36 protein-coding genes are annotated in these 23,088 nt (G+C 34.0%); all 36 read right to left on the bottom strand.

The window, feature by feature from the left end:
- Positions 1-2: 2 nt before the first annotated feature.
- Positions 3-917 carry a dimethylarginine dimethylaminohydrolase family protein gene (locus tag ABY285_RS07685; protein WP_372768706.1) on the bottom strand — a complete coding sequence of 305 codons (915 nt, stop codon included), beginning with the start codon at positions 915-917 and terminating at the stop codon, positions 3-5.
- Between the two features lie 81 nt (positions 918-998).
- Complete coding sequence (locus ABY285_RS07680; protein WP_372768704.1) at positions 999-2,285, bottom strand: citrate synthase; 1,287 nt, start codon at positions 2,283-2,285, stop codon at positions 999-1,001.
- A 198-nt stretch (positions 2,286-2,483) separates the two neighbouring features.
- Positions 2,484-3,770 (bottom strand): phosphopyruvate hydratase, encoded by a 1,287-nt coding sequence (gene eno / locus ABY285_RS07675; protein ID WP_372768703.1) that lies wholly within the window; start codon positions 3,768-3,770, stop codon positions 2,484-2,486.
- Positions 3,771-3,917: 147 nt separating this feature from the next.
- On the bottom strand, positions 3,918-5,024 hold the full coding sequence (gene carA, locus ABY285_RS07670) for a glutamine-hydrolyzing carbamoyl-phosphate synthase small subunit (protein ID WP_372768701.1): 1,107 nt from the start codon (positions 5,022-5,024) through the stop codon (positions 3,918-3,920).
- A gap of 97 nt (positions 5,025-5,121) precedes the next feature.
- A complete protein-coding gene (rplQ, locus tag ABY285_RS07665; RefSeq protein WP_372768699.1) occupies positions 5,122-5,589 on the bottom strand; it encodes a 50S ribosomal protein L17 in 468 nt (155 codons plus the stop codon).
- A gap of 36 nt (positions 5,590-5,625) precedes the next feature.
- The gene (locus ABY285_RS07660; protein ID WP_372768697.1) at positions 5,626-6,618 is read right to left on the bottom strand and encodes a DNA-directed RNA polymerase subunit alpha; all 993 of its coding nucleotides are present in this window, start codon (positions 6,616-6,618) and stop codon (positions 5,626-5,628) included.
- A 22-nt stretch (positions 6,619-6,640) separates the two neighbouring features.
- A complete protein-coding gene (rpsD, locus tag ABY285_RS07655) occupies positions 6,641-7,246 on the bottom strand; it encodes a 30S ribosomal protein S4 (RefSeq protein WP_372768696.1) in 606 nt (201 codons plus the stop codon).
- 86 nt (positions 7,247-7,332) lie between these two features.
- Positions 7,333-7,716: a 30S ribosomal protein S11 gene (rpsK, locus tag ABY285_RS07650; protein ID WP_372768694.1), complete on the bottom strand. Its 384-nt coding sequence runs from the start codon at positions 7,714-7,716 to the stop codon at positions 7,333-7,335.
- Between the two features lie 13 nt (positions 7,717-7,729).
- Positions 7,730-8,104 carry a 30S ribosomal protein S13 gene (gene rpsM / locus ABY285_RS07645; RefSeq protein WP_372768692.1) on the bottom strand — a complete coding sequence of 125 codons (375 nt, stop codon included), beginning with the start codon at positions 8,102-8,104 and terminating at the stop codon, positions 7,730-7,732.
- A gap of 2 nt (positions 8,105-8,106) precedes the next feature.
- Complete coding sequence (ykgO, locus tag ABY285_RS07640) at positions 8,107-8,223, bottom strand: type B 50S ribosomal protein L36 (RefSeq protein ID WP_010137061.1); 117 nt, start codon at positions 8,221-8,223, stop codon at positions 8,107-8,109.
- Between the two features lie 10 nt (positions 8,224-8,233).
- Complete coding sequence (gene infA, locus ABY285_RS07635) at positions 8,234-8,449, bottom strand: translation initiation factor IF-1 (RefSeq protein ID WP_372768690.1); 216 nt, start codon at positions 8,447-8,449, stop codon at positions 8,234-8,236.
- A complete protein-coding gene (secY, locus tag ABY285_RS07630; RefSeq protein ID WP_372768688.1) occupies positions 8,449-9,783 on the bottom strand; it encodes a preprotein translocase subunit SecY in 1,335 nt (444 codons plus the stop codon). The genes infA and secY overlap by 1 nt, the downstream gene beginning before the upstream one ends.
- A gap of 11 nt (positions 9,784-9,794) precedes the next feature.
- Positions 9,795-10,247, bottom strand: a complete 453-nt coding sequence (gene rplO / locus ABY285_RS07625; protein ID WP_372768686.1) for a 50S ribosomal protein L15 — start codon at positions 10,245-10,247, stop codon at positions 9,795-9,797.
- A gap of 12 nt (positions 10,248-10,259) precedes the next feature.
- A complete protein-coding gene (rpmD, locus tag ABY285_RS07620) occupies positions 10,260-10,442 on the bottom strand; it encodes a 50S ribosomal protein L30 (protein ID WP_372768684.1) in 183 nt (60 codons plus the stop codon).
- 13 nt (positions 10,443-10,455) lie between these two features.
- Positions 10,456-10,980, bottom strand: a complete 525-nt coding sequence (gene rpsE, locus ABY285_RS07615; protein WP_372768682.1) for a 30S ribosomal protein S5 — start codon at positions 10,978-10,980, stop codon at positions 10,456-10,458.
- 6 nt (positions 10,981-10,986) lie between these two features.
- Positions 10,987-11,340, bottom strand: coding sequence for a 50S ribosomal protein L18 (gene rplR, locus ABY285_RS07610; RefSeq protein WP_372768680.1), 354 nt, complete (start codon positions 11,338-11,340; stop codon positions 10,987-10,989).
- A 13-nt stretch (positions 11,341-11,353) separates the two neighbouring features.
- Complete coding sequence (rplF, locus tag ABY285_RS07605) at positions 11,354-11,899, bottom strand: 50S ribosomal protein L6 (RefSeq protein ID WP_372768678.1); 546 nt, start codon at positions 11,897-11,899, stop codon at positions 11,354-11,356.
- 14 nt (positions 11,900-11,913) lie between these two features.
- Entirely contained in the window at positions 11,914-12,312 is a 399-nt protein-coding gene (gene rpsH, locus ABY285_RS07600; RefSeq protein WP_372768676.1) for a 30S ribosomal protein S8, read from the bottom strand.
- Positions 12,313-12,375: 63 nt separating this feature from the next.
- Positions 12,376-12,645 (bottom strand): 30S ribosomal protein S14, encoded by a 270-nt coding sequence (gene rpsN / locus ABY285_RS07595; RefSeq protein WP_372768674.1) that lies wholly within the window; start codon positions 12,643-12,645, stop codon positions 12,376-12,378.
- A 3-nt stretch (positions 12,646-12,648) separates the two neighbouring features.
- A complete protein-coding gene (rplE, locus tag ABY285_RS07590; protein ID WP_372768672.1) occupies positions 12,649-13,203 on the bottom strand; it encodes a 50S ribosomal protein L5 in 555 nt (184 codons plus the stop codon).
- 2 nt (positions 13,204-13,205) lie between these two features.
- Positions 13,206-13,514: a 50S ribosomal protein L24 gene (gene rplX / locus ABY285_RS07585; protein WP_372768729.1), complete on the bottom strand. Its 309-nt coding sequence runs from the start codon at positions 13,512-13,514 to the stop codon at positions 13,206-13,208.
- A 12-nt stretch (positions 13,515-13,526) separates the two neighbouring features.
- Complete coding sequence (rplN, locus tag ABY285_RS07580; RefSeq protein WP_372768670.1) at positions 13,527-13,895, bottom strand: 50S ribosomal protein L14; 369 nt, start codon at positions 13,893-13,895, stop codon at positions 13,527-13,529.
- Positions 13,896-13,897: 2 nt separating this feature from the next.
- Positions 13,898-14,155, bottom strand: a complete 258-nt coding sequence (gene rpsQ, locus ABY285_RS07575; RefSeq protein WP_089378507.1) for a 30S ribosomal protein S17 — start codon at positions 14,153-14,155, stop codon at positions 13,898-13,900.
- A gap of 18 nt (positions 14,156-14,173) precedes the next feature.
- Positions 14,174-14,365 (bottom strand): 50S ribosomal protein L29, encoded by a 192-nt coding sequence (gene rpmC, locus ABY285_RS07570; protein ID WP_372768667.1) that lies wholly within the window; start codon positions 14,363-14,365, stop codon positions 14,174-14,176.
- Between the two features lie 13 nt (positions 14,366-14,378).
- Positions 14,379-14,810 (bottom strand): 50S ribosomal protein L16, encoded by a 432-nt coding sequence (gene rplP, locus ABY285_RS07565; RefSeq protein WP_372768665.1) that lies wholly within the window; start codon positions 14,808-14,810, stop codon positions 14,379-14,381.
- A 22-nt stretch (positions 14,811-14,832) separates the two neighbouring features.
- Positions 14,833-15,555: a 30S ribosomal protein S3 gene (rpsC, locus tag ABY285_RS07560; RefSeq protein ID WP_372768663.1), complete on the bottom strand. Its 723-nt coding sequence runs from the start codon at positions 15,553-15,555 to the stop codon at positions 14,833-14,835.
- Positions 15,556-15,561: 6 nt separating this feature from the next.
- Positions 15,562-15,972 carry a 50S ribosomal protein L22 gene (rplV, locus tag ABY285_RS07555; protein ID WP_372768661.1) on the bottom strand — a complete coding sequence of 137 codons (411 nt, stop codon included), beginning with the start codon at positions 15,970-15,972 and terminating at the stop codon, positions 15,562-15,564.
- Positions 15,973-15,981: 9 nt separating this feature from the next.
- The gene (gene rpsS, locus ABY285_RS07550) at positions 15,982-16,260 is read right to left on the bottom strand and encodes a 30S ribosomal protein S19 (protein ID WP_372768658.1); all 279 of its coding nucleotides are present in this window, start codon (positions 16,258-16,260) and stop codon (positions 15,982-15,984) included.
- 7 nt (positions 16,261-16,267) lie between these two features.
- A complete protein-coding gene (gene rplB / locus ABY285_RS07545) occupies positions 16,268-17,092 on the bottom strand; it encodes a 50S ribosomal protein L2 (protein WP_372768656.1) in 825 nt (274 codons plus the stop codon).
- A gap of 12 nt (positions 17,093-17,104) precedes the next feature.
- The gene (gene rplW / locus ABY285_RS07540) at positions 17,105-17,395 is read right to left on the bottom strand and encodes a 50S ribosomal protein L23 (RefSeq protein ID WP_372768654.1); all 291 of its coding nucleotides are present in this window, start codon (positions 17,393-17,395) and stop codon (positions 17,105-17,107) included.
- A gap of 9 nt (positions 17,396-17,404) precedes the next feature.
- The gene (gene rplD / locus ABY285_RS07535; RefSeq protein WP_372768652.1) at positions 17,405-18,034 is read right to left on the bottom strand and encodes a 50S ribosomal protein L4; all 630 of its coding nucleotides are present in this window, start codon (positions 18,032-18,034) and stop codon (positions 17,405-17,407) included.
- Positions 18,034-18,651 carry a 50S ribosomal protein L3 gene (rplC, locus tag ABY285_RS07530; protein ID WP_372768650.1) on the bottom strand — a complete coding sequence of 206 codons (618 nt, stop codon included), beginning with the start codon at positions 18,649-18,651 and terminating at the stop codon, positions 18,034-18,036. Before rplC ends, rplD begins: the two co-directional genes overlap by 1 nt.
- 216 nt (positions 18,652-18,867) lie before the next feature.
- Complete coding sequence (gene rpsJ / locus ABY285_RS07525) at positions 18,868-19,173, bottom strand: 30S ribosomal protein S10 (RefSeq protein ID WP_089378517.1); 306 nt, start codon at positions 19,171-19,173, stop codon at positions 18,868-18,870.
- A 17-nt stretch (positions 19,174-19,190) separates the two neighbouring features.
- Positions 19,191-21,308, bottom strand: a complete 2,118-nt coding sequence (fusA, locus tag ABY285_RS07520; protein WP_372768648.1) for an elongation factor G — start codon at positions 21,306-21,308, stop codon at positions 19,191-19,193.
- A gap of 9 nt (positions 21,309-21,317) precedes the next feature.
- Positions 21,318-21,794 (bottom strand): 30S ribosomal protein S7, encoded by a 477-nt coding sequence (rpsG, locus tag ABY285_RS07515; protein ID WP_372768646.1) that lies wholly within the window; start codon positions 21,792-21,794, stop codon positions 21,318-21,320.
- Positions 21,795-21,817: 23 nt separating this feature from the next.
- Positions 21,818-22,192, bottom strand: a complete 375-nt coding sequence (gene rpsL / locus ABY285_RS07510; protein ID WP_068206887.1) for a 30S ribosomal protein S12 — start codon at positions 22,190-22,192, stop codon at positions 21,818-21,820.
- Positions 22,193-23,088: the final 896 nt, after the last annotated feature.

Below are 23,088 nucleotides of genomic sequence, written 5' to 3'. Positions count from 1 at the left end.
AATTAATCTCTTATTAATGGTAATGTTGAACATCTTAATAAACCTTCTTGCTTCGATATTTCCGCATATGGAATTTCCTCAACAGTAAAACCTTGTTCTCTCAACCAATTGTTAAGCCTTGTGAATTTTTTTTCTGAAACCACCACATCCTCTGAAATAGAAAACACATTAGAAAACATTTGATACATTTCATCTTTTGTGATATGAAACATATTTTCTTTTCCAAATAAATTCACCAGATAATTATAATCATTTTCGTCTCGAAACCCTTCTTTATGAATGATGGCTTTATTTTTACCAACTGGCTGAAAACAGCAATCCAAATGAAGTGCATTTTCTCTGGCAATTGTATTTGATTTAACCAAATCAAACTCTTTTACTATTTTATTCGGAAATAAATTTTTGATAAAATTAACCCCTTTCATATTGGTTCTGGCCGTGATATAATCTTTGTAGTCATCACCTTTATAAGTGCCAATAAAAATATGATTGTTCCATAGCATTACATCACCTCCTTCAAAATGGACCTCATCAGAGGTTGTAATAATATTATTGGGATCAATTTGGTCTAATACGAATTGAATGGCCTCTATTTCCTTTTCCCTGTCGGGCAAAATATTCGATTTAATCAATTTATCTTCAATCACAAAAGCAATGTCTCTGGTGAATATTTGATTGTAATTTTCAATCACTTTTGGTCTGTAAACTTTTACATTGTATTTTTCAAACACCTTATTAAAAGCTTCCATTTCAATTACCATGTCTTTTTCAAGAGGATAGGTTCCGGCTTTGATATGTTCCAATGATTTAGGATCATACGCCTCCTCTAATTTTGGTATAGGGCCATTGCAGATTGCAGTGCCCAAAACCACAGATCTAAGTCGAGAGGTCTCATCAAGAACATTCAGTTTTATCATTTATTCTATTTTTTTTGTAAAAATAAAGAAACCCCATAACTTAATATGGGGTTTTATTTTAAATTTAAAAAAAAAATGCAATTACCTCTCTTCAATTGATTTAAATGAACGTAATGGCTCACCAACATATAATTGACGTGGACGGCCTATTGGTTCATTATTTTCACGCATTTCCTTCCATTGTGCAATCCAACCAGGCAAACGGCCTACAGCAAACATAACAGTAAACATAGCAACCGGAATTCCTAATGCTCGGTAAATAATTCCTGAATAAAAATCTACGTTAGGATATAATTTACGTTCTGCAAAATATGGATCTTTAAGCGCCACTTCTTCTAAGTGTTTCGCAATTTTTAAAACAGGGTCAGTCAAATTAAGATCTGCAAATAATTCATCTGCAGCTTTTTTAATAATCCTTGCTCTTGGGTCAAAGTTTTTGTAAACTCTGTGTCCAAATCCCATTAAGCGGAAAGAATCATTTTTATCTTTTGCTCTATTTATAAACTTCTCAACATCTCCTCCATCTTTTTCAATTTCTTCCAACATTTCCAATACAGCTTGATTTGCACCTCCGTGAAGATGTCCCCATAATGCAGAAACTCCAGCAGAAACTGACGCAAACAACCCTGCTCCAGAGGAGCCAACCATACGAACCGTTGATGTTGAACAGTTTTGCTCATGATCTTCATGTAAAATTAGCAATTCATCAAGTGCTTTAACTGCAATTGGGTTAATTTTATATGCTTCAGTAGGTATTTTAAACATCAGTTGCATAATATTTGAAATATAGTCTATTGAATTATCTGAATAGTTTAACGGCAATCCGTTATTTCTTCTATGAGCCCAAGTTGCCAATACCGGAAACTTTCCTAATAATTTTACTATGGCCTTGTACATATCATCTTCCGACTTAACGTTTACAACACCTGGATTAAAAGCTGTTAAAGCACTTGTTAAAGCTGATAACATCCCCATAGGGTGAGCCGATTTAGGAAAACCTTCAACAATATCCATCATTTCTTCGTTAACCATCGACTGACCTTTAATATCAATTTCAAATTTATGTAACTCTTGTTTTGTAGGTAATTCTCCAAATATGATTAGAAAAGCTACCTCCAAAAAACTCGCGTTTTTTGTTAAATCTTCTATGGAATAACCTCTATGTCTTAAAATTCCTTTTTCACCATCTAAAAAAGTTATTTTACTAGCGCAGGAACCTGTGTTCTTAAACCCAGCATCTAAGGTAATTACCCCTCCGGTTACAGGCCTTAATGTTGAAATATCCATTGCTATTTCATTTTCAGTTCCTATTAAAACTGGAAACTCATATTTTTTACCGTTTACTTCTAAAATCGCTTTATTTGACATTGCTTAAGTAGATATATTAATGTTATTAAATTATTTGTTATTAATTCTCACGAATTTAATAAATTTTATAGGAAATTAATATGATTTAAGTCAATGTTTTGCTTAATACATATACATTGCTGTCCAATAAGTATACATTGTTACACAGCAAAAAAAAGGCCGAGAGAATTCTCGGCCTTTTTTTATAAATTGAAATGATTAAATCTTAAACGCTTTTTCTTGAGGATAATAAGCAGTACTTCCAAGTTCTTCTTCAATTCTCAACAATTGGTTGTATTTCGCCATTCTGTCTGAACGCGAAGCCGATCCTGTTTTAATTTGACCTGTATTTAATGCAACTGCCAAATCTGCAATGGTATTATCTTCGGTTTCTCCTGAACGGTGCGACATTACACAAGTATAACCTGCATTTTGCGCCATATTTACGGTAGCAATTGTTTCAGTTAAAGTACCAATTTGATTTACTTTTATTAAAATTGAGTTGGCAATTCCATTTTCTATGCCTCTTGACAATCTTTCCACATTGGTAACAAATAAATCATCACCAACCAATTGAACTTTAGCACCAATCTTATCTGTTAAATATTTCCAACCTTCCCAGTCATTTTCATCCATCCCGTCTTCAATAGAGATGATTGGGTATTTTGAAGCCAATTCGGCCAAGTAATCTGCTTGTTGTTCGGAAGTTCTTATAATTCCCTTATCTCCCTCAAACTTTGTGTAGTCATATTTTCCATTTACATAAAACTCTGCTGCTGCACAATCCAAGGCCAATTTAACTTCTTCTCCTGGCTTGTATCCTGCATTTAAAATTGCTTTCAAAACCGTTTCAATAGCGTCTTCCGTTCCGTCAAAAGTTGGTGCAAAACCACCTTCATCCCCCACTGCGGTGCTTAAACCTCTGTCGTGCAGTAATTTTTTAAGATTGTGGAATATTTCACTTCCCATTTTAATTGCTTCTGTAAAATTCTTAGCTTTTACAGGTATAATCATAAATTCCTGAAATGCTATTGGGGCGTCGGAATGTGAGCCCCCATTTATAATGTTCATCATAGGAACCGGCAAGGTATTAGCGCTTACGCCTCCAACATATCTATACAATGGCATACCCAATTCATTCGCTGCTGCTTTTGCCACAGCCAAGGAAACACCCAAAATGGCATTTGCACCTAATTTTGATTTATTTTTAGTGCCATCTAACTTAATCATTGTTGCATCTATCAGGTTTTGTTCAAAAACTGACATGCCAATAATTTCTTCAGCTAAAATTTCATTTACATTTTTTACAGCTATAAGAACGCCTTTTCCCATATAATCTTTTCCACCATCACGCAATTCAACAGCCTCGTGTTCTCCGGTTGAAGCACCAGAAGGTACTGCTGCCCTTCCTAAAATTCCATTTTCAGTTATTACATCAACTTCTACAGTTGGGTTCCCTCGTGAATCAAATATTTGACGTGCATGAACACCTAAAATTATACTCATTTTATTTAATTTTAAAATTATTTTTTATACTGCAAGTTACAAATTTAAGGTCAAATTTAATTTAAATTAACTCGATTAATGCGATAACGTTTTCGTATAATTCTATTAAAAAAAGCCATTAACTATTTGGTTAACGGCTTTTTAAAATTACTTTTTTGATGCTTTTATGTTTTCAATAAACTGATCGAATAAATAGGATGAATCATGTGGGCCAGGGCTTGCTTCAGGGTGGTATTGCACTGAAAAACAATTTTTATTTTTCATTCGCATACCTGCCAATGTATCATCATTTAGATGAACATGGGTGATTTCAAAATCGGGATGTGTTTCAACTTCTGCCTTATTAACAACAAAACCGTGATTTTGAGAAGTAATTTCACCTTTTCCTGATAGGGTATTTTTTACGGGATGATTTATGCCCCTATGCCCGTTATGCATTTTATAGGTAGCAATGCCATTTGCCAAAGCTATAACCTGGTGTCCCAAACAAATACCAAATAACGGTAAATTTCGAGTTATAATTTCTTTTGCTAATTGCTGCGCTTCTACTAAAGGTTCAGGATCTCCAGGGCCGTTTGAAAGGAAAAATCCGTCAGGATTGAAGGAATTCATTTCTTCAAAACTGGCGTTGTAAGGAAATACTTTTATAAAGCAACCTCTTTTCTCTAAATTTCTTAAAATATTCTTTTTAATTCCCAAATCCAGCGCTGAAATTCTAAAGGTTGCTTTTTCGTTTCCAAAATAGTAGGATTCTTTTGTGGAAACTTCTGAAGCCAATTCCAATCCCTTCATATCAGGAACAGCATTTAATTTTTCTTTTAACGCGTCAATATCTGTTTCTGTAGAAATAATAGCATTCATTGCGCCTTTATCTCTAATATACCGCACAACGGCTCTCGTATCAACATCAGAAATCGCCATTATATTTTCCTTTTCAAAATAATTTCCCAAGGAATCTTGTGCGTTTTCTCTTGAATAATTAAAACTGAAATTTTTGCATATTAACCCTGCTATTTTGATGGATTCCGATTCAATTTCATCCTCATTTACACCATAATTTCCAATATGCGCATTCGTAGACAGCATCAATTGACCAAAATAAGAAGGGTCTGTAAAGATTTCCTGATAACCTGTCATTCCGGTATTGTAACAAATTTCTCCATATGCCGTACCGTCTCGCCCTATTGATTTTCCTTCGAAAATTGTTCCATCAGCTAAAAGCAGAATTGCCCTTTTACGTTTTGTGTATTTCATTATTTTGTTACCTTTTATTAGTCGGGTCAAATTTAAATATAAAAAAAAGGATAAACTATAAATAATTTATCCTTTTAATATGATCAATGCGTTATCATTAATTTGTTTCTTTACTGTCAACTTTTGCTTCAACAGTTTCTTCCACTTTTTTAGTTTTACCTCTTCGAGTGGTTTTCTTTTTAGCTTTATTGTTTGGATTGTATGTTGTATTGTAATCAACCAACTCAATCATTGCCATAGGCGCATTATCACCTTGACGATTTCCTAATTTAATGATACGAACATATCCTCCCGGTCTATCAGCCACTTTTACAGAAACTTCTTTAAACAGCTCTGTAACCATGAATTTATTTCTCAAATAACTAAACACAACTCTACGATTGTGTGTAGTGTCAACTTTAGATTTTGTAATTAAAGGCTCTACAAATTGGCGTAAAGCTTTTGCTTTAGCGACAGTGGTATTTATACGTTTGTGTTCTATTAAAGAACAAGCCATATTAGCAAACATAGACTTTCTATGTGCTGTTTTCCTTCCTAAGTGATTAAATTTCTTTCCGTGTCTCATCTCTTATGTTATCTTAATTAAAACCAAGGTTTTAAATTAATCTTTATCTAATTTGTATTTGCTTAAATCCATTCCAAAACTTAAACCTTTTATATGAACTAATTCATCTAATTCGGTTAAAGATTTTTTTCCAAAATTACGGAACTTCATCAAATCGTTTTTGTTAAATGACACCAAGTCTCCCAAGGTATCAACTTCTGCAGCTTTTAAACAATTTAGTGCTCTTACGGATAAATCCATATCCACTAATTTTGTTTTTAGCAACTGACGCATATGTAAAGATTCTTCATCATAAGTTTCAGTTTGTGCTATTTCATCAGCTTCTAAAGTAATACGCTCATCAGAGAATAACATAAAATGGTGAATCAATATTTTTGCAGCTTCTGTTAACGCATCTTTAGGAGAAATTGAACCGTCAGTAGTAATATCAAAAACTAACTTTTCATAATCCGTTTTTTGCTCAACACGAAAATCTTCAACAGCATATTTTACATTTTTAATAGGTGTAAAAATTGAATCTGTAAAAATGGTCCCCAAAGCAACGCCAGATTTTCTATTATCTTCCGCAGGTACAAATCCTCTTCCTTTTTCAATTGTAATTTCAAAATCTAAATTAACTGATTTCTCCATATTACAAATAACCAAATCATGATTTAATACTTGAAAACCAGAAATGTATTTTTGTAAATCACCTGCAGTTAACTGCTCGTGTTTAGAAATTGAAATGTTTACTGTTTCTCTATCAGAATCTTCAATTTGTTTCTTAAAACGAACTTGTTTTAAGTTCAAAATAATTTCTGTTACATCTTCAACAACACCTTTAATTGTTGAAAATTCATGTTCAATACCTTCAACACGAAGTGAGGTTATTGCAAAACCATCTAATGAAGACAACAACACTCTTCTTAAAGCATTACCAACTGTTAAACCAAATCCTTGCTCTAACGGTCTGAATTCGAATCTACCATTAAAATCGGTAGAGTCAATCATAATTACTTTATCGGGCTTCTGAAAATTTAAAATTGCCATAATTGAATTGGTATCTTTAAAATTATTTAGAGTATAACTCTACGATTAATTGTTCATTGATATTTTCTGGAATTTGTATTCTTTCAGGAACACTAACAAAATTTCCTTGTTTGGTTTCTGAATTCCAAGAAAGCCATTCATAAACATCACTTTTATTAGCCAAAGAATTTTCGATAGCCAACAATGATTTTGATTTTTCTCTTACAGCAACAACATCACCAGGATTTAATGAATAAGAAGGAATATTAACCAACTCTCCATTTACTGTGATATGACGGTGAGATACTAATTGACGAGCTGCGCTACGACTAGGTGCAACGCCCATTCTATATACTACGTTATCTAAACGACATTCACAAAGCTGTAATAAAATTTCACCTGTAATACCTTTATTACTTGATGCTTTTTTAAACAAATTAGAAAATTGTCTTTCCAAAATACCGTAAGTATATTTTGCTTTTTGCTTTTCAGCTAACTGAATAGAGTATTCAGATTTTTTTCCTCTACGACGGTTTGCGCCGTGTTGTCCTGGAGGGAAATTTCTTTTTTCAAAAGATTTATCCTCTCCGAAAATTGCTTCTCCGAATTTACGGGCAATTTTAGTTTTTGGTCCTGTATATCTTGCCATTTTTAATTATTAGATGATAGGGATTATGAATTAAGGCTAATCCTTCGATAATCTTACAAAATCCTATCGGTTAAAATTTAATTTAATTATACTCTTCTTCTTTTCGGTGGTCTGCAACCATTGTGTGGCAAAGGCGTAACATCGATAATTTCTGAAACTTCAATTCCCATATTGTGAATTGACCTAATTGCAGATTCTCTTCCGTTACCTGGTCCTTTTACATACACTTTCACCTTTCTCATACCTGCTTCATGTGCTACTTTACCACAATCTTCAGCAGCCAATTGAGCAGCGTAAGGCGTATTCTTTTTAGAACCTCTAAATCCCATTTTCCCAGCTGATGACCAAGAGATTACATCACCTTTTTTATTGGTAAGCGATATAATAATATTGTTAAATGAAGCCGTAATATGTGCTTGACCAACTGCCTCAACAATAACTTTGCGTTTCTTTGTACTTGCTTTCGCCATAATATTTTAGTTATTATTTAGTTGCTTTTTTCTTATTAGCTACAGTTTTTCTTTTCCCTTTTCGGGTTCTAGAATTGTTCTTAGTTCTTTGACCCCTTAGAGGTAATCCAGATCTATGACGAATACCTCTATAGCATCCAATGTCCATTAATCGCTTAATGTGCAATTGAATTTCAGAACGCAATTCACCTTCAATATTGTAGGTTCCTACTTGTTCTCTGATTCCGTGAATTTCGTCGTCCGTCCAATCTTGAACTTTCGTGCTTTCGTCAACTTTTGCATTAGCTAAAATTTCTTTAGCTCTGCTGTTTCCAATCCCAAAAATATAGGTTAAGGCAATAACACCTCTTTTATTTTTTGGAATATCAATACCTGCTATTCTTGCCATAACTATCCTTGTCTTTGTTTAAATCTAGGATTCTTTTTATTGATTACATATAATCTGCCTTTTCTACGCACAATCTTGCACTCGGCACTTCTCTTTTTTATTGATGTTCTAACTTTCATCGTTAACTCTTTAATATCTGTAAGTAATTCTTGCTTTTGTTAAATCGTATGGACTCATTTCCAGTTTAACTTTATCACCCGGTAAAATTTTTATATAATGCATTCGCATTTTACCTGAAATATGGGCTGTAACTATATGTCCATTTTCCAACTCTACACGAAACATGGCATTAGACAGTGCTTCTGTAATGGTTCCGTCTTGTTGTATTGCCGGTTGTTTTGCCATTATGCTATTGCTTTTCTTTTTGTTCCCTTTTTCATTAAGCCATCATAATGACGGTTTAATAAATGAGAGTTAATTTGTTGAATGGTATCAATTGCAACACCAACCATAATTAACAAAGATGTTCCTCCGTAAAACAATGCCCAAGACTGTGTCAATCCAAAATTAATAACTATTGCAGGCAATATTGCCACAAGAGCCAAAAATATAGATCCCGGGAATGTAATTAAAGATAATATTCTATCTAAAATTTCACCTGTATCTTTTCCAGGTCTAATTCCTGGGATAAAACCACCGCTTCTTTTTAAATCATCAGCCATTTTATTGGTTGGAATTGTTATTGCGGTATAAAAATAGCTAAACACTATAATTAAAAACGCAAACAACATATTGTACCAAAAACCAAACATATTTGAAAATTCTATACCAATGGTTTTTATTGTATCATTTGATGAGTTAGCCATTAATGCAGGGGCAAACATAATTGCCTGGGCAAAAATAATTGGCATAACACCGGATGCATTCAATTTTAAAGGAATATAATCCCTAGAACCTGATACATTTTTAATGTTTCCTGCAACAGTTTTTCTTGCGTACTGAACAGCAATTCTTCGAACAGCGGTAACCAAATACACACATACAAGAATTACTAACAACCACACAATCACCTCTATCAAAATCATGATCATACCACCATTGGAAGCCGTAATTTTGGAAACAACTTCTTGTATAAAAGATTCAGGAAAACGTGCAATAATACCAATCATAATTAATAATGAAATACCATTACCAATCCCTTTATCAGTTATTTTTTCACCAAGCCACATTGCAAAAATGGTTCCTGATGTTAACACAACCATCGAAGTTAACCAAAACATACTTCCACTAATGTAGAAAGCCGATGAAGGTATTAATTGATAAATATTTGTTATATATGCAGGCCCTTGAACCATTGTAATTGCGATGGTTAACCAACGCGTAATTTGATTTATTTTTTTTCTACCGCTTTCACCATCTTTCTGTAATTTTTGCAAATAAGGAACTGCAATTCCCATTAATTGAACTACAATTGAAGCCGAAATATAAGGCATAATACCTAGTGCCACAATTGATGCCCTAGCAAAAGCACCTCCGGTAAACATGTCCAATAAACTTAAAATTCCACCACCGCTTGTTTGATTTTGAAGTGCTGCTTGCGCAACAGTAATATCAATCCCAGGAAGCGGAACTTGAGCTGCAAAACGATAAATTGCCATAAATCCAAGTGTGAATAGAATCTTATTTCTAAGCTCTTCTATTGTCCAGATGTCTTTTATGGTTTGAATAAATTTTTTCATCTATTATCTTTTTATAGCGTTTCTACTGAACCACCTGCATTTTCAATTGCAGCTTTTGCAGTGGCAGTAAATTTATGAACAGTTACATTTAATTTCGCTTTTAACTCACCATTACCTAATATTTTTACCAGGTCATTTTTACCAGCCAAACGATTTTCAACTAAAATATCCAATGTTACAGTATCAGTGATTTTATTATTATCTACCAATTCTTGTAACTTATGTAAGTTTACACCTACATATTCCTTACGGTTTATATTTTTAAACCCAAATTTAGGAACACGTCTTTGCAAAGGCATTTGACCACCTTCAAAACCAACTTTTCTAGAATATCCTGATCGAGATTTAGCACCTTTGTTACCTCTGGTAGCTGTACCACCTTTTCCGGAACCTTGGCCTCTACCAATACGTTTACCTTGATTTTTAACTGACCCTTCAGCAGGTTTTAAGTTATTTAATGTCATCACTTTATATTATTATTTAATTTCTTCAAAAGAAACTAAGTGTTTAATTTTATGTACCATTCCAAGAATTGCCGGGGTAGCATCATGTACAACTACCTGATTCATCTTTTTCAAACCAAGCGCCTCAAGGGTTCTTTTTTGTCTTTGAGGACGTCTAATTTTACTTCTAACTTGCGTTACTTTTATTTTTGCCATCGTACTTCTTGTTTTATCCGTTAAATACTTTTTCCAAAGAAATTCCTCTTTCTTTAGCAATCATACTGGCGCTACGAAGTTGCAACAATGCGTCAAACGTTGCTTTTACAACATTATGGGCATTCGATGAACCTTGTGATTTTGAAAGCACATCGTGCACACCAACTGATTCAAGGACCGCACGTACGGCACCACCAGCTATAACCCCGGTACCACTTGAAGCCGGTTTTAAAAATACTCTTGCACCACCAAACTTACCTTTTTGTTCATGAGGTAATGTTTGTTTTAAAATTGGAATTCTAATTAAATTTTTCTTTGCATCTTCAATTGCTTTAGCAATTGCTGACGCTACATCTTTAGATTTCCCTAATCCGTGTCCTACAACACCATTTCCGTCTCCAACTACAACTATAGCGGAAAAACTAAATGCTCTTCCTCCTTTAGTTACTTTGACAACTCTATTAACACCAACTAAATGATCTTTTAGTTCTAATCCGCTAGGTTTAACCCTTTCTACGTTATTGTATTTTTGATACATAATTTACTAAAATTTTAAACCTGCTTCTCTTGCAGCGTCTGCTAGAGCTTTAACTCTACCGTGATACAAAAATCCGTTTCTGTCAAATGCAACTGTCTCTATACCAGTGTTAATAGCTTTTTCTGCAATACTTTTGCCTACTGTTTTTGCTATATCTGATTTTGAACCTGTTGATTCGATTTCTTTATCTCTTGATGAAACTGATACTAAAGTAGTACCTAAATTATCATCTATTAATTGCGCATAAATTTCTTTGTTACTTCTAAACACTGATAATCTAGGTCTAGCAGCTGTACCAGCTACAATTTTTCTAATTCTATGCTTAATTCTCTGTCTTCTTTCAAGCTTTGATAATGCCATAATACTCTAATTATTATGCAGATTTACCTGCTTTTTTTCTTAATATTTCTCCTACAAACTTAATTCCTTTTCCTTTATAAGGCTCTGGTTTACGCAATGAACGAATCTTTGCGGCAACTGCACCTACAAGTTGTTTATCAAATGAAGTTAATTTTATAATTGAATTTTTTCCTTTTTCTACAACTGTTTCAACTTTAACTTCAGGAGCCACTTCTAAAACTATATTGTGAGAAAAACCTAAAGCCAAATCTAACACTTGACCTTGATTGGTTGCTCGATATCCAACACCAACAAGTTCTAATTCCTTAGTCCATCCTTTTGAAACACCTTCAATCATATTATTTATTAAAGACCTGTATAATCCATGTTTTGCTTTATGGATTTTACTTTCAGATGGACGATCTAAAACGATTGTTCCATCTTCTAACTTAACTGTAATATCATCGGTTATTTCTTGAGATAACTCTCCCAACTTACCTTTTACGGTAACTACATTCTCTTTATATTCAAATGTAACACCTTCAGGTAATGAAATTGGGTTCTTTCCTATTCTTGACATCTTTTAGTTCTTTATTAATATACGTAACATAAAACTTCCCCTCCTATATGTTCCTGACTAGCTTTCTTCCCAGTCATAACACCATGTGATGTAGATATTATTGCAACACCTAACCCATTTAATACACGTGGCATCTCATCAGCACCAATGTATTTACGTACACCAGGTGTACTTACTCTTTGTAATTTTTTTATTACTGAAGCCTTCGTTGCTTTATCATACTTCAACGCTATTTTAATAGTCCCCTGAACAATGTTGTCCTCGAACTTATAGCTTAAAATGTAACCTTGATCGAATAAAATCTTGGTTATTTCTTTTTTAATTTTTGAAGCCGGAATTTCAACAACTCTGTGGCCTGCCATAATTGCATTTCTAACCCTGGTTAGATAATCTGCGATTGGATCTGTAATCATATTTATTAATTTTGCGGTTTTGGTTTTCAATATTTTTACTGAACCTAAAACCAATTTATAATTTTACCAACTTGCTTTTCTAACACCTGGTATTAATCCTTGATTTGCCATCTCACGAAATGTTACACGTGATAATCCAAATTGTCTGATATACCCTTTTGGTCTTCCAGTTATTTTACAACGATTGTGTAAACGCACTGGAGATGCATTTTTTGGCAGTTTTTGTAATGCTTCATAATCACCGGCTTCTTTCAAAGCTTTGCGTTTTTCAGCATACTTAGCAACTATCTTTCTTCTTTTAACCTCACGGGCTTTCATTGATTCTTTAGCCATTTCCTAATTCTTTTTAAATGGTAAACCTAGTTCACTTAATAATGATTTTGCTTCTTTATCAGTTTGAGCAGAAGTTACAAAGGTAATATCCATACCACTTATTTTGTTTACTTTATCAATATCAATTTCTGGGAAAATGATTTGTTCTGTAATACCTAAGTTGTAATTTCCTCTTCCATCAAATCCAGTGGCTTTAATTCCGCTGAAATCCCTTACACGAGGCAAAGCTGTTGTAACCAACCTGTCTAAAAATTCATACATTTTATTTCCGCGTAAAGTTACTTTTGCGCCAATTGGCATCCCTTTACGTAATTTAAAAAATGCAATATCTTTTTTAGAGATCGTCGCCAATGCTTTTTGACCAGAAATTTTAGCCAACTCCTCAACGGCGTAATCAATTAATTTCTTATCGGCTACTGCAGCGCCAACTCCTTTGTTAATTACAATTTTTTGTAATTTAGGAACTTGCATTACATTTTTATAACCGAATTCTCCAGTAAGTGCTTCAACCACTCTACTGTTGTATTCCTCTTTAAGTCTTGGTGTATTATTTGCCATAACTAAATTGCTTTATCAGATTTTTTAGAAAACCTAACTTTCTTATCTCCTTCAGTTCTATATCCTACTTTAGTTACTTTTCCATTCTCAAGTAACATTAAATTAGAAATATGAATAGAAGCTTCTTTTTTCACAATACCTCCTTGTGGGTTTTGCGCGCTAGGTTTTGCATGTTTTGATATCATATTGACACCTTCGACAATTGCTCTGTATTTTACTGGAAAAATTTTAACAATTTTTCCTTCTTCTCCTCTATGATCACCTGCCGTAACTTGAACAGTATCTCCTGATTTTATCTTTAACTTCATAATCTTATAAGTTTATTAAAGCACTTCAGGTGCTAATGATACAATTTTCATAAATTGTTTTTCCCGAAGTTCTCTTGCAACAGGACCAAATACACGTGTCCCTTTCATTTGTTCAGCAGCGTCTAACAATACGCAAGCATTGTCGTCGAATCTAATATAAGATCCGTCTTTTCTTCTGATTTCTTTCTTCGTTCTAACAACTACTGCCTTTGCAACTTGACCTTTCTTTACTGATCCATTTGGAGTAGCGTCTTTAATTGCTACCACAATTTTATCACCAATAGATGCATATCGTTTTCTGGTTCCTCCTAAAACGCGGATAACTAAAACTTCTTTTGCTCCAGTATTATCTGCTACTCTTAATCTTGATTCTGTCTGTAACATAATTATTTAGCTCTTTCTAGGATTTCTACTAACCTCCAACGTTTAGATTTACTCATTGGACGAGTTTCCATTATTCTAACAGTATCTCCAATATTGCAATCATTTGTCTCATCGTGGGCCACATATTTTTTAGTGCTTAACACGAATTTTCCGTACATAGGGTGTTTCACTTTTTTAACTTCAGCAACAACAATAGATTTCTCCATTTTGTTACTTGAAACTACACCTATTCTCTCTTTTCTAAGATTTCTTTTTTCCATCTTTACTTCTGAATACAATTATTGTAATTCTCTTTTAGTTATTTCTGTAGCTAAACGTGCCACAGTTCTTCTAAGTGCTCTCAATTGCATTGGAACTTCCAATGGTGTAATTGCATGAGCCATCTTTAGATCAGTATAACTCTTCTTTGAACTATCAAGTCTTTCTTGTAACTCGTCGATTGATAATTCTATAATTTCAGATTGTTTCATTTTTTCTAATCGGTTATAAAGCGTTATCAAAATCTCTAGCTACCATAAACTTCGTTTTCACAGGAAGTTTTTGTGCTGCTAAACGCAAAGCTTCTTTTGCAATGTTCATAGGTACGCCACCAACTTCAAACATAATTCTGCCTGGTTTAATTACTGCTACAAAATATTCAGGAGCTCCTTTACCTTTACCCATACGTACTTCTAATGGTTTCTTAGTAATTGGCTTATCTGGAAATACTTTAATCCATACTTGACCCTCTCTTTTCATATGACGAGTTGCTGCAATACGAGCTGCCTCAATTTGACGTGATGTAAGAAAGGTTTGTTCCAAAGACTTGATTCCGAACATTCCATTTGAAAGTTCATGTCCTCTTTGTGAATTCCCGCTCATATTTCCCTTGCCCTTCTGTACTTTACGATATTTTACTCTCTTTGGCTGTAACATTTTACCTTCTAAATATTAAAATTTATTTTCTTCTACGAGGTTGTGATCTTTTAGAGGAATCTCTATCTGGTTTTCCTGACTGTTTTTTAGACAATCCAACTAGAGGAGATAATTCTCTTTTACCATAAACTTCGCCTTTCATAATCCATACTTTTACACCTAATCGGCCGTAGGTAGTATGTGCTTCAACAAGTGCGTAATCAATATCAGCTCTAAAAGTTGAAAGAGGAATTCTTCCTTCTTTATAATTTTCTGAACGTGCCATTTCAGCACCATTTAAACGACCTGAAATCTGAACTTTGATACCTTCAGCATTCATACGCATAGTTGCAGCAATAGCCATTTTTATTGCTCTACGGTATGAAATTCTGTTCTCAATTTGGCGTGCAATACTTGAAGCTACCAAACGAGCATCTAATTCCGGGCGTTTAATTTCAAAAATATTGATTTGAAAATCTTTTCCAGTAATTTTTTTAAGCTCTTCTTTTAACTTGTCTACCTCTTGTCCGCCTTTCCCGATAATAATACCTGGTCTTGCAGTAGTGATAGTAACGGTTACAAGTTTAAGTGTACGCTCAATAATTACTGTTGAAACACTTGCTTTAGATAATCGGGCATTAATATACCTTCTTATTTTATCATCTTCAGCAATTTTATCTCCGTAGTCTCTGCCACCGTACCAGTTAGAATCCCATCCTCTGATAATTCCTAAACGATTTCCTATTGGATTTGTTTTTTGTCCCATTTCTACTTATGATTGATTGCTTACATTTTTACTTCCTAAGACTAAGGTTACGTGATTAGAACGTTTTCTAATACGATGTGCACGACCTTGAGGGGCCGGTCTTAATCTTTTTAACATTCCTGCGCTGTCTACAAATATTTCCTTAACGAAAAGACCTGCTTCTTCAATACTTGCTGTTTCATTTTTGGCTTGCCAATTTGAAATAGCACTTGATAATAATTTTTCAAGATTTATTGAAGCTTCTTTAGAATTGAATTTTAAGATTTGAAGTGCTTTTTCAACTTCAACACCTCTCACTAAATCCGCAACTAAACGCATTTTTCTAGGTGATGTAGGACAACCTGTAAGCTTAGCAAAACCTAATTGCTTCTTATCTTCTTTTATCTGCTGTGCTCTTATTTTTTTTCGAACTCCCATGATACCTACTTATTTTTTACCTTTATTTTTTGCACCACCGTGTCCTCTGTAAGAACGCGTTGGCGAAAACTCTCCTAATTTATGACCTACCATATTTTCAGTTACATAAACCGGTACAAACTGACGACCGTTATGTACAGCAATCGTTTGCCCTACAAATTCCGGTGTAATCGTCGAGGCTCTAGACCATGTTTTGATTACTGATTTACTTCCTGATTCCAAGTTTCCTTGAACTTTCTTTTCTAGTTTACGAAAAACGTAAGGTCCTTTTTTTAATGAACGTGCCATATATCAATTATTTTTTTCTACGTTCTAAAATATATTTATTACTCGCTTTGGTCTTAGATCTTGTTTTGAATCCTTTTGCAGGTATTCCATTTCTTGATCTAGGGTGCCCTCCTGAAGATTTACCTTCACCACCACCCATTGGGTGATCGACAGGGTTCATCACTACTGGTCTTGTTCTTGGTCTTCTTCCTAACCAACGAGATCTACCAGCTTTACCAGAAACTAATAATTGATGGTCACTATTTGACACTGCGCCTATGGTAGCCATACAAGTTAAAAGAATCATTCTTGTTTCACCTGAAGGCATTTTCACAGTTGCATATTTACCGTCTCTTGCCATTAATTGTGCAAAAGCACCTGCGCTACGAGCTAAAACAGCTCCCTGACCAGGATGTAATTCTATACAAGAAATAGTTGTTCCTAACGGAATTTTGCTCAACAATAAAGTATTTCCAACATCAGGAGTAGCTCCTTCGCCAGAAATTACTTTTTGATCAACTTTTAAACCATTTTGAGCAATTATATATCTTTTTTCTCCATCTACATAAAACAACAAAGCTATAAAAGCAGTTCTGTTTGGATCATATTCAATAGATTTAACAATTGCAGGAATGCCATTTTTATCTCTTTTAAAATCGATAATACGGTATTGCTTTTTATGACCGCCACCTATATAGCGCATGGTCATTTTTCCATTGTTGTTTCGACCTCCAGATCTTTTATTCGGTGCTGTTAAGCTTTTTTCCGGCTTATCAGTAGTAATGGTGTCGAACCCATTTACTACTCTAAAACGCTGACCTGGTGTTATTGGTTTTAATTTTCTAACTGACATTTTTTATGTTTCTTAGATATTGCTGTAAAAATCAATATTTTCTCCTTCTGCTACCTGAACAATTGCTTTTTTGTAAGCTCCTGACATTGCTTTTACCATACCACTTTTTGTGAATTTAGTATTGCGTTTAACAGGGTAGTTCATGGTTTTAACACTTTTAATTGCAACGCCGTAGGCTTTCTCCACAGCATTTCTAATTTCCAGTTTATTAGCCCTTTTATTTACAACAAATGCGTATCTGTTTAATAATTCGCTTTGACTTGTCGCCTTTTCCGTTATAATAGGTTTAATTAAAATATTCATATCTGTTACCTATTTACTTAAATTAATTTCTATCCCTTCTAAAGAACTTTCTGAAAGGACTACTTTATTTGCATTTAATAATTCGTAAGTGCTTAAACCAGAGTTTATTACGGTTTTTGATCTCTTTAAATTACGCGATGACAAATATACATTATTATTTGACTCAGCCAACACAAATAAACATTTTTTGTTTTCAATGCCCAAAGCCGCTAAAACAGCTGTAAAACTTTTGGTTCTTGGAGTTTCAAAATTAAAGTCTTCAACAACTATAATATTGCTCTCTTTTGCTTGAATACTTAATGCCGATTTACGCGCTAATTTTTTTAAATTTTTATTCAATTTAAAAGAATAATCTTTTGGTCTCGGTCCAAAAACACGTCCACCACCTCTAAAAATAGGAGACTTTATGCTACCTGCACGAGCGGTACCTGTACCCTTTTGTTTTTTAATCTTACGAGTACTTCCAGAAATCTCAGCTCTTTCTTTAGCTTTGTGAGTTCCTTGTCTCTTGTTGGCCAAAAATTGCTTTACATCTAAGTATACTGCATGATTGTTTGGCTCAATTCCATATACAGCATCAGAAAGTTCCACTTTTCTCCCTGTATCTTTTCCTTGTATGTCTAAAACTGATACTTCCATTATTTCTGAATAATTACATAAGCGTTTTTATGACCAGGAACTGCTCCTTTAACCACAAGTATATTCTTTTCAGGAATTACTTTTAAAACTCTTAAATTTTGAACTGTAACTTTATTTCCTCCCATTCTTCCCGCCATACGCATTCCTTTGAATACTCTTGCAGGATAGGATGCAGCACCAATTGAACCTGGAGCTCTTAAACGGTTATGCTGACCGTGTGTGGCTTGACCAACACCGGCAAACCCGTGACGTTTTACAACACCTTGAAACCCTTTACCTTTTGAGGTTGCTGATACATCAACAAATTCTCCTTCAACAAAAAGTTCAACTGTTAGTTGATCTCCTAATTTATGCGCCTCTTCAAACTCTTGAAATTCAATGACTTTCTTTTTAGCAGATGTGCCAGCTTTTTTAAAGTGGCCATCTAAAGCTTTATTAGAGCTTTTTGCTGATTTGTCATCGAAACCAAGTTGAAGGGCTTTGTACCCGTCGACCTCTAAGGTTCTGACTTGGGTGACTACGCATGGACCTGCTTCGATTACTGTACAAGGAATGTTCTTCCCGTTTTCGTCGAATAAGCTGGTCATTCCGATTTTTCTACCTATTAACCCAGACATTCTAATTTAATTATTAATTATTATTCTATTTTTATTCAAAAAAACAGGGTTAAAATACTTCAACCCTGATGTATTTTTTTCGTTTTTCCTTCGTCAATCGCTCCGGACATGTCTTGAAAGGATCTTCCTTTCTGTTTAACTTTGTTGAGATTCCGAAACAAGTTCGGAATGTATTCAACTAATTATTTTCTTACTTCGCAAGAAAATAGAGTTTCATTACACTTTAATCTCTACTTCAACGCCGCTTGGTAATTCTAACTTCATTAAAGCATCAATAGTTTTTGATGATGAACTATAAATGTCTAACAAACGTTTGTAAGAACTCAATTGGAATTGCTCTCTAGATTTTTTATTTACGTGCGGAGAACGCAACACTGTAAAAATCTTTTTATGTGTAGGTAATGGAATTGGTCCGTTTACAACAGCACCAGTACTTTTTACCGTTTTAACGATTTTCTCAGCAGATTTATCTACCAAATTGTAATCGTATGATTTTAATTTTATTCTAATTTTTTGACTCATCGTTTATAATTTAGAGATTAACCCTTTGCTTTTGCTATTACTTCTTCTGCTATGTTTGATGGCGTAGCTTCATAATGTGAGAATTCCATAGAAGATGTTGCTCTACCAGATGATAATGTTCTTAATGTGGTTACATAACCAAACATTTCTGATAATGGAACAGTTGCTTTTACAACTTTTGCTCCCGCTCTGTCATCCATAGCGGTTACCTGTCCTCTTCTTCTATTTAAATCACCTACAATATCTCCCATATTTATTTCAGGAGTTACCACATCAATTTTCATAATTGGCTCAAGAATTACAGCTTTTGCAGCTTTTGCAGCAACTTTATAACCCATTTTTGCCGCCAATTCGAATGACAATGCATCCGAGTCAACCGCGTGGAATGAACCATCATATAACGTTATTTTCATGCTATCCATTTCAAATCCTGCTAAAGGACCGTTTTTCATAGCCATTTTGAAACCTTTTTCAATAGAAGGAACAAATTCTTTTGGAACATTCCCTCCTTTTATAGAGTTAATGAATACCAATCCAGTTTCTCCCTCACCAACAGGTTCCATAATAAACTTGATATCAGCAAATTTACCACGTCCACCAGATTGTTTTTTATAAACCTCACGGTGATCAGCTTTTCCTGTAATCGCTTCTTTATATTCAACTTGTGGTTGACCTTCGTTTACTTCAACTTTAAACTCTCGTCTTAAACGATCAACAATAATTTCTAAGTGTAATTCACCCATACCAGAAATAATAGTTTGACCAGAAGCTTCATCAGTTTTTGCGGTAAATGTAGGATCTTCTTCAGCTAATTTAGATAAAGCCATTCCTAATTTATCAACATCAGCTTTCGTTTTAGGCTCAACAGCAATACCAATTACTGGGTCAGGAAAATTCATCGATTCCAAAACAATTGGAAACTTTTCATCACACAAAGTATCTCCAGTTCTAATGTCTTTAAATCCAACACCTGCACCAATATCTCCAGCTTCAATATAATCGATAGCATTTTGCTTATTGGCATGCATTTGGTAAATACGTGAAATACGCTCCTTCTTACCAGAACGAGTATTCAATACATAAGAACCAGCATCTAAACGCCCTGAATATGCTCTAAAGAAAGCCAAACGTCCAACAAAAGGATCTGTAGCAATTTTAAAAGCCAAAGCCGCAAACGGCTCTTTTACAGATGGTTTACGCAATTCTTCTTTATCCGTATTTGGGTTACTACCTACAACACCCTCTTTATCAACTGGGGAAGGTAAGTATCTACAAACGGCGTCTAATAAGAACTGCACACCTTTATTTTTAAAAGCCGAACCACAAACCATAGGAATAATTGACATATCCATTACAGCAGCACGAAGCGCGGCATGCACTTCATCTTCAGTAATAGAATCTTCATCTTCCATATATTTTTCTAAAAGATTTTCATCATAAGCAGCAACTTCTTCAATCAATTTACCACGTAAAACTTTAGCCTCCTCTTTTAGTTCTTCCGGAATTTCAACAACATCAAAAGTCGCTCCCATTGTATCCTCATGGAATATAATCGCACGATTTTTTATTAAATCAACAATCCCTCTAAAGTTTTCTTCGTCTCCAATATTAATAACGATAGGCACTGCATTAGAACCTAGCATTTCTCTAACTTGTTGACAAACCCCTAAAAAATTTGAACCTTGACGGTCCATTTTATTAACGAAACCAATTCTTGGCACTTTATAGTTATCAGCCAATCTCCAGTTAGTTTCAGATTGTGGCTCAACACCATCAACTGCACTAAACAAGAAAACCAATCCGTCTAAAACTCTTAAAGAACGATTTACTTCAACAGTAAAATCAACGTGACCAGGAGTATCAATTATATTAAAGTGATAACCTTTGGCATCCGCAGTTGGCTCACCGTTCTCTGTAGGGAATTTCCATTCACATGTTGTAGCGGCAGAAGTAATTGTAATACCTCTTTCTTGCTCTTGCTCCATCCAGTCCATAGTTGCAGCACCATCATGCACTTCACCTATTTTATGAGATACCCCTGTATAAAAAAGAATTCGCTCGGTGCAGGTTGTTTTACCCGCATCAATATGAGCAGCAATTCCTATATTTCTTGTATATTTTAAATCTCTTGCCATTTCTACTTATTAAAATCTAAGGTGAGAGAATGCTTTATTAGCATCAGCCATTTTATGAACATCCACTCTTTTCTTAACTGCAGCGCCTTCTTCTTTTGCGGCAGCTAAAACTTCACCAGCCAAACGTTGGGCCATTGATTTTTCATTACGTTTTCTTGCATATAAAATCAACCATTTAATGGCAATCGACACCTTACGGTCTGGTCTGATTTGCTGTGGAATTTGAAAAGTTGCTCCACCAACTCTGCGGCTACGAACCTCAACTTGTGGCATTACATTGCTTAATGCATCTTTCCAAATTTCTAATGATGATTTTTCTTGATCTAATTTCTTTGTTTCTACGATGTCCAATGCATCATAAAACACTTTGAAAGCTGTAGATTTTTTACCGTCCCACATTAGGTTATTCACAAAACGTGTTACCAACTGATCGTTAAACTTTGGATCCGGTAAAAGCACTCTTTTTTTCGCTGCTCTTTTTCTCATGTCTTTACATTAAAGTTTTTAAATTACTTTTTAGGGGCTTTTGTACCATATTTAGAGCGACGTTGCGTTCTACCGTCAACACCTGCAGTATCTAATGCACCACGTACAATATGATACCTAACTCCTGGTAAATCTTTAACCCTTCCACCTCTAACTAATACTATCGAGTGCTCTTGTAAATTATGTCCTTCTCCAGGAATGTAAGCGTTCACTTCATTACCATTTGTTAACCTAACCCTTGCTACTTTACGCATCGCTGAGTTTGGTTTTTTAGGTGTTGTAGTGTAAACACGTGTACACACTCCTCTTCGTTGAGGACATGAATTTAAAGCAGCCGATTTACTCTTCTTAGTTATTTTGGTTCTTCCTTTTCGTACTAATTGCGAAATTGTTGGCATACTGAAATTTTGTTATTAATTGCTTTTAATATATTATGCTCTTTTCAAAGAGTTTGCAAATGTACAAATATTTTCTTCTTAATCAAATATGAATATATTTTATTTTTTCTAAATAAATTAACAACATATTTAATAGGTATAAAAGTTGGTTTTATTCTAATTTGAAGTTAGTGGCAAAAAAATAACCATTTGCGTTTAAACAATTTAATAAGCTCATCTGATAAATTTCTAAAATGATAATTTTTATTATTTACTGATGACAATTATTTTTTTATAATTCTTTGTAAAGACAAGTTATACAAGTCATACGCTTAACTATTTAGGAAATAATTTGTTGAATTATTAATAATTCCGATTAAGGGTTTTAGATTTGCGTAATTTCAAGTTTTTAATTATTAATTATAATGGGTTATTTATTCCATTTTTTATAGCCGCGACTTCTAAATTTTAATTGAATTTTTTGACTAATTTTTTGTCCGAATGTTATAGTCACTATAACACTACTATAACACTATGTACGGAGTATGTATGGAGTATCCTCCCTTTATCCTCCCATGAGCCCCCATTAAGACTACTGTTGTGCCCATCAAAAGAGGCAAAATGACCCTTTCTAAAATAACTATACAGGTTGGCAAATAAATCCTACTATAGCTATACAACTATAATTTTTAATCCTAAATATACTATACATCTACTATTTCATAGTTATATTTTTTATTATAATTCTTTCCATGAGCCGGATGGCAATATGTTCAATAGATTGCTGTTTTTAATTTATTTGTCTGTTTTGAAATAAACATCATGTTTGGAACTCCATCCATTTCTTCTTTTTCTTTTTTGCATCGCCCAAAAAAGAAACAAAAAAGTCTTGTCTGGTGATCTTTTTCTGTAAAATT

It is taken from the genome of Lutibacter sp., from assembly GCF_041555395.1.
Classification (GTDB): domain Bacteria; phylum Bacteroidota; class Bacteroidia; order Flavobacteriales; family Flavobacteriaceae; genus Lutibacter.
This window is presented reverse-complemented; position numbering and strand designations above follow the sequence as displayed.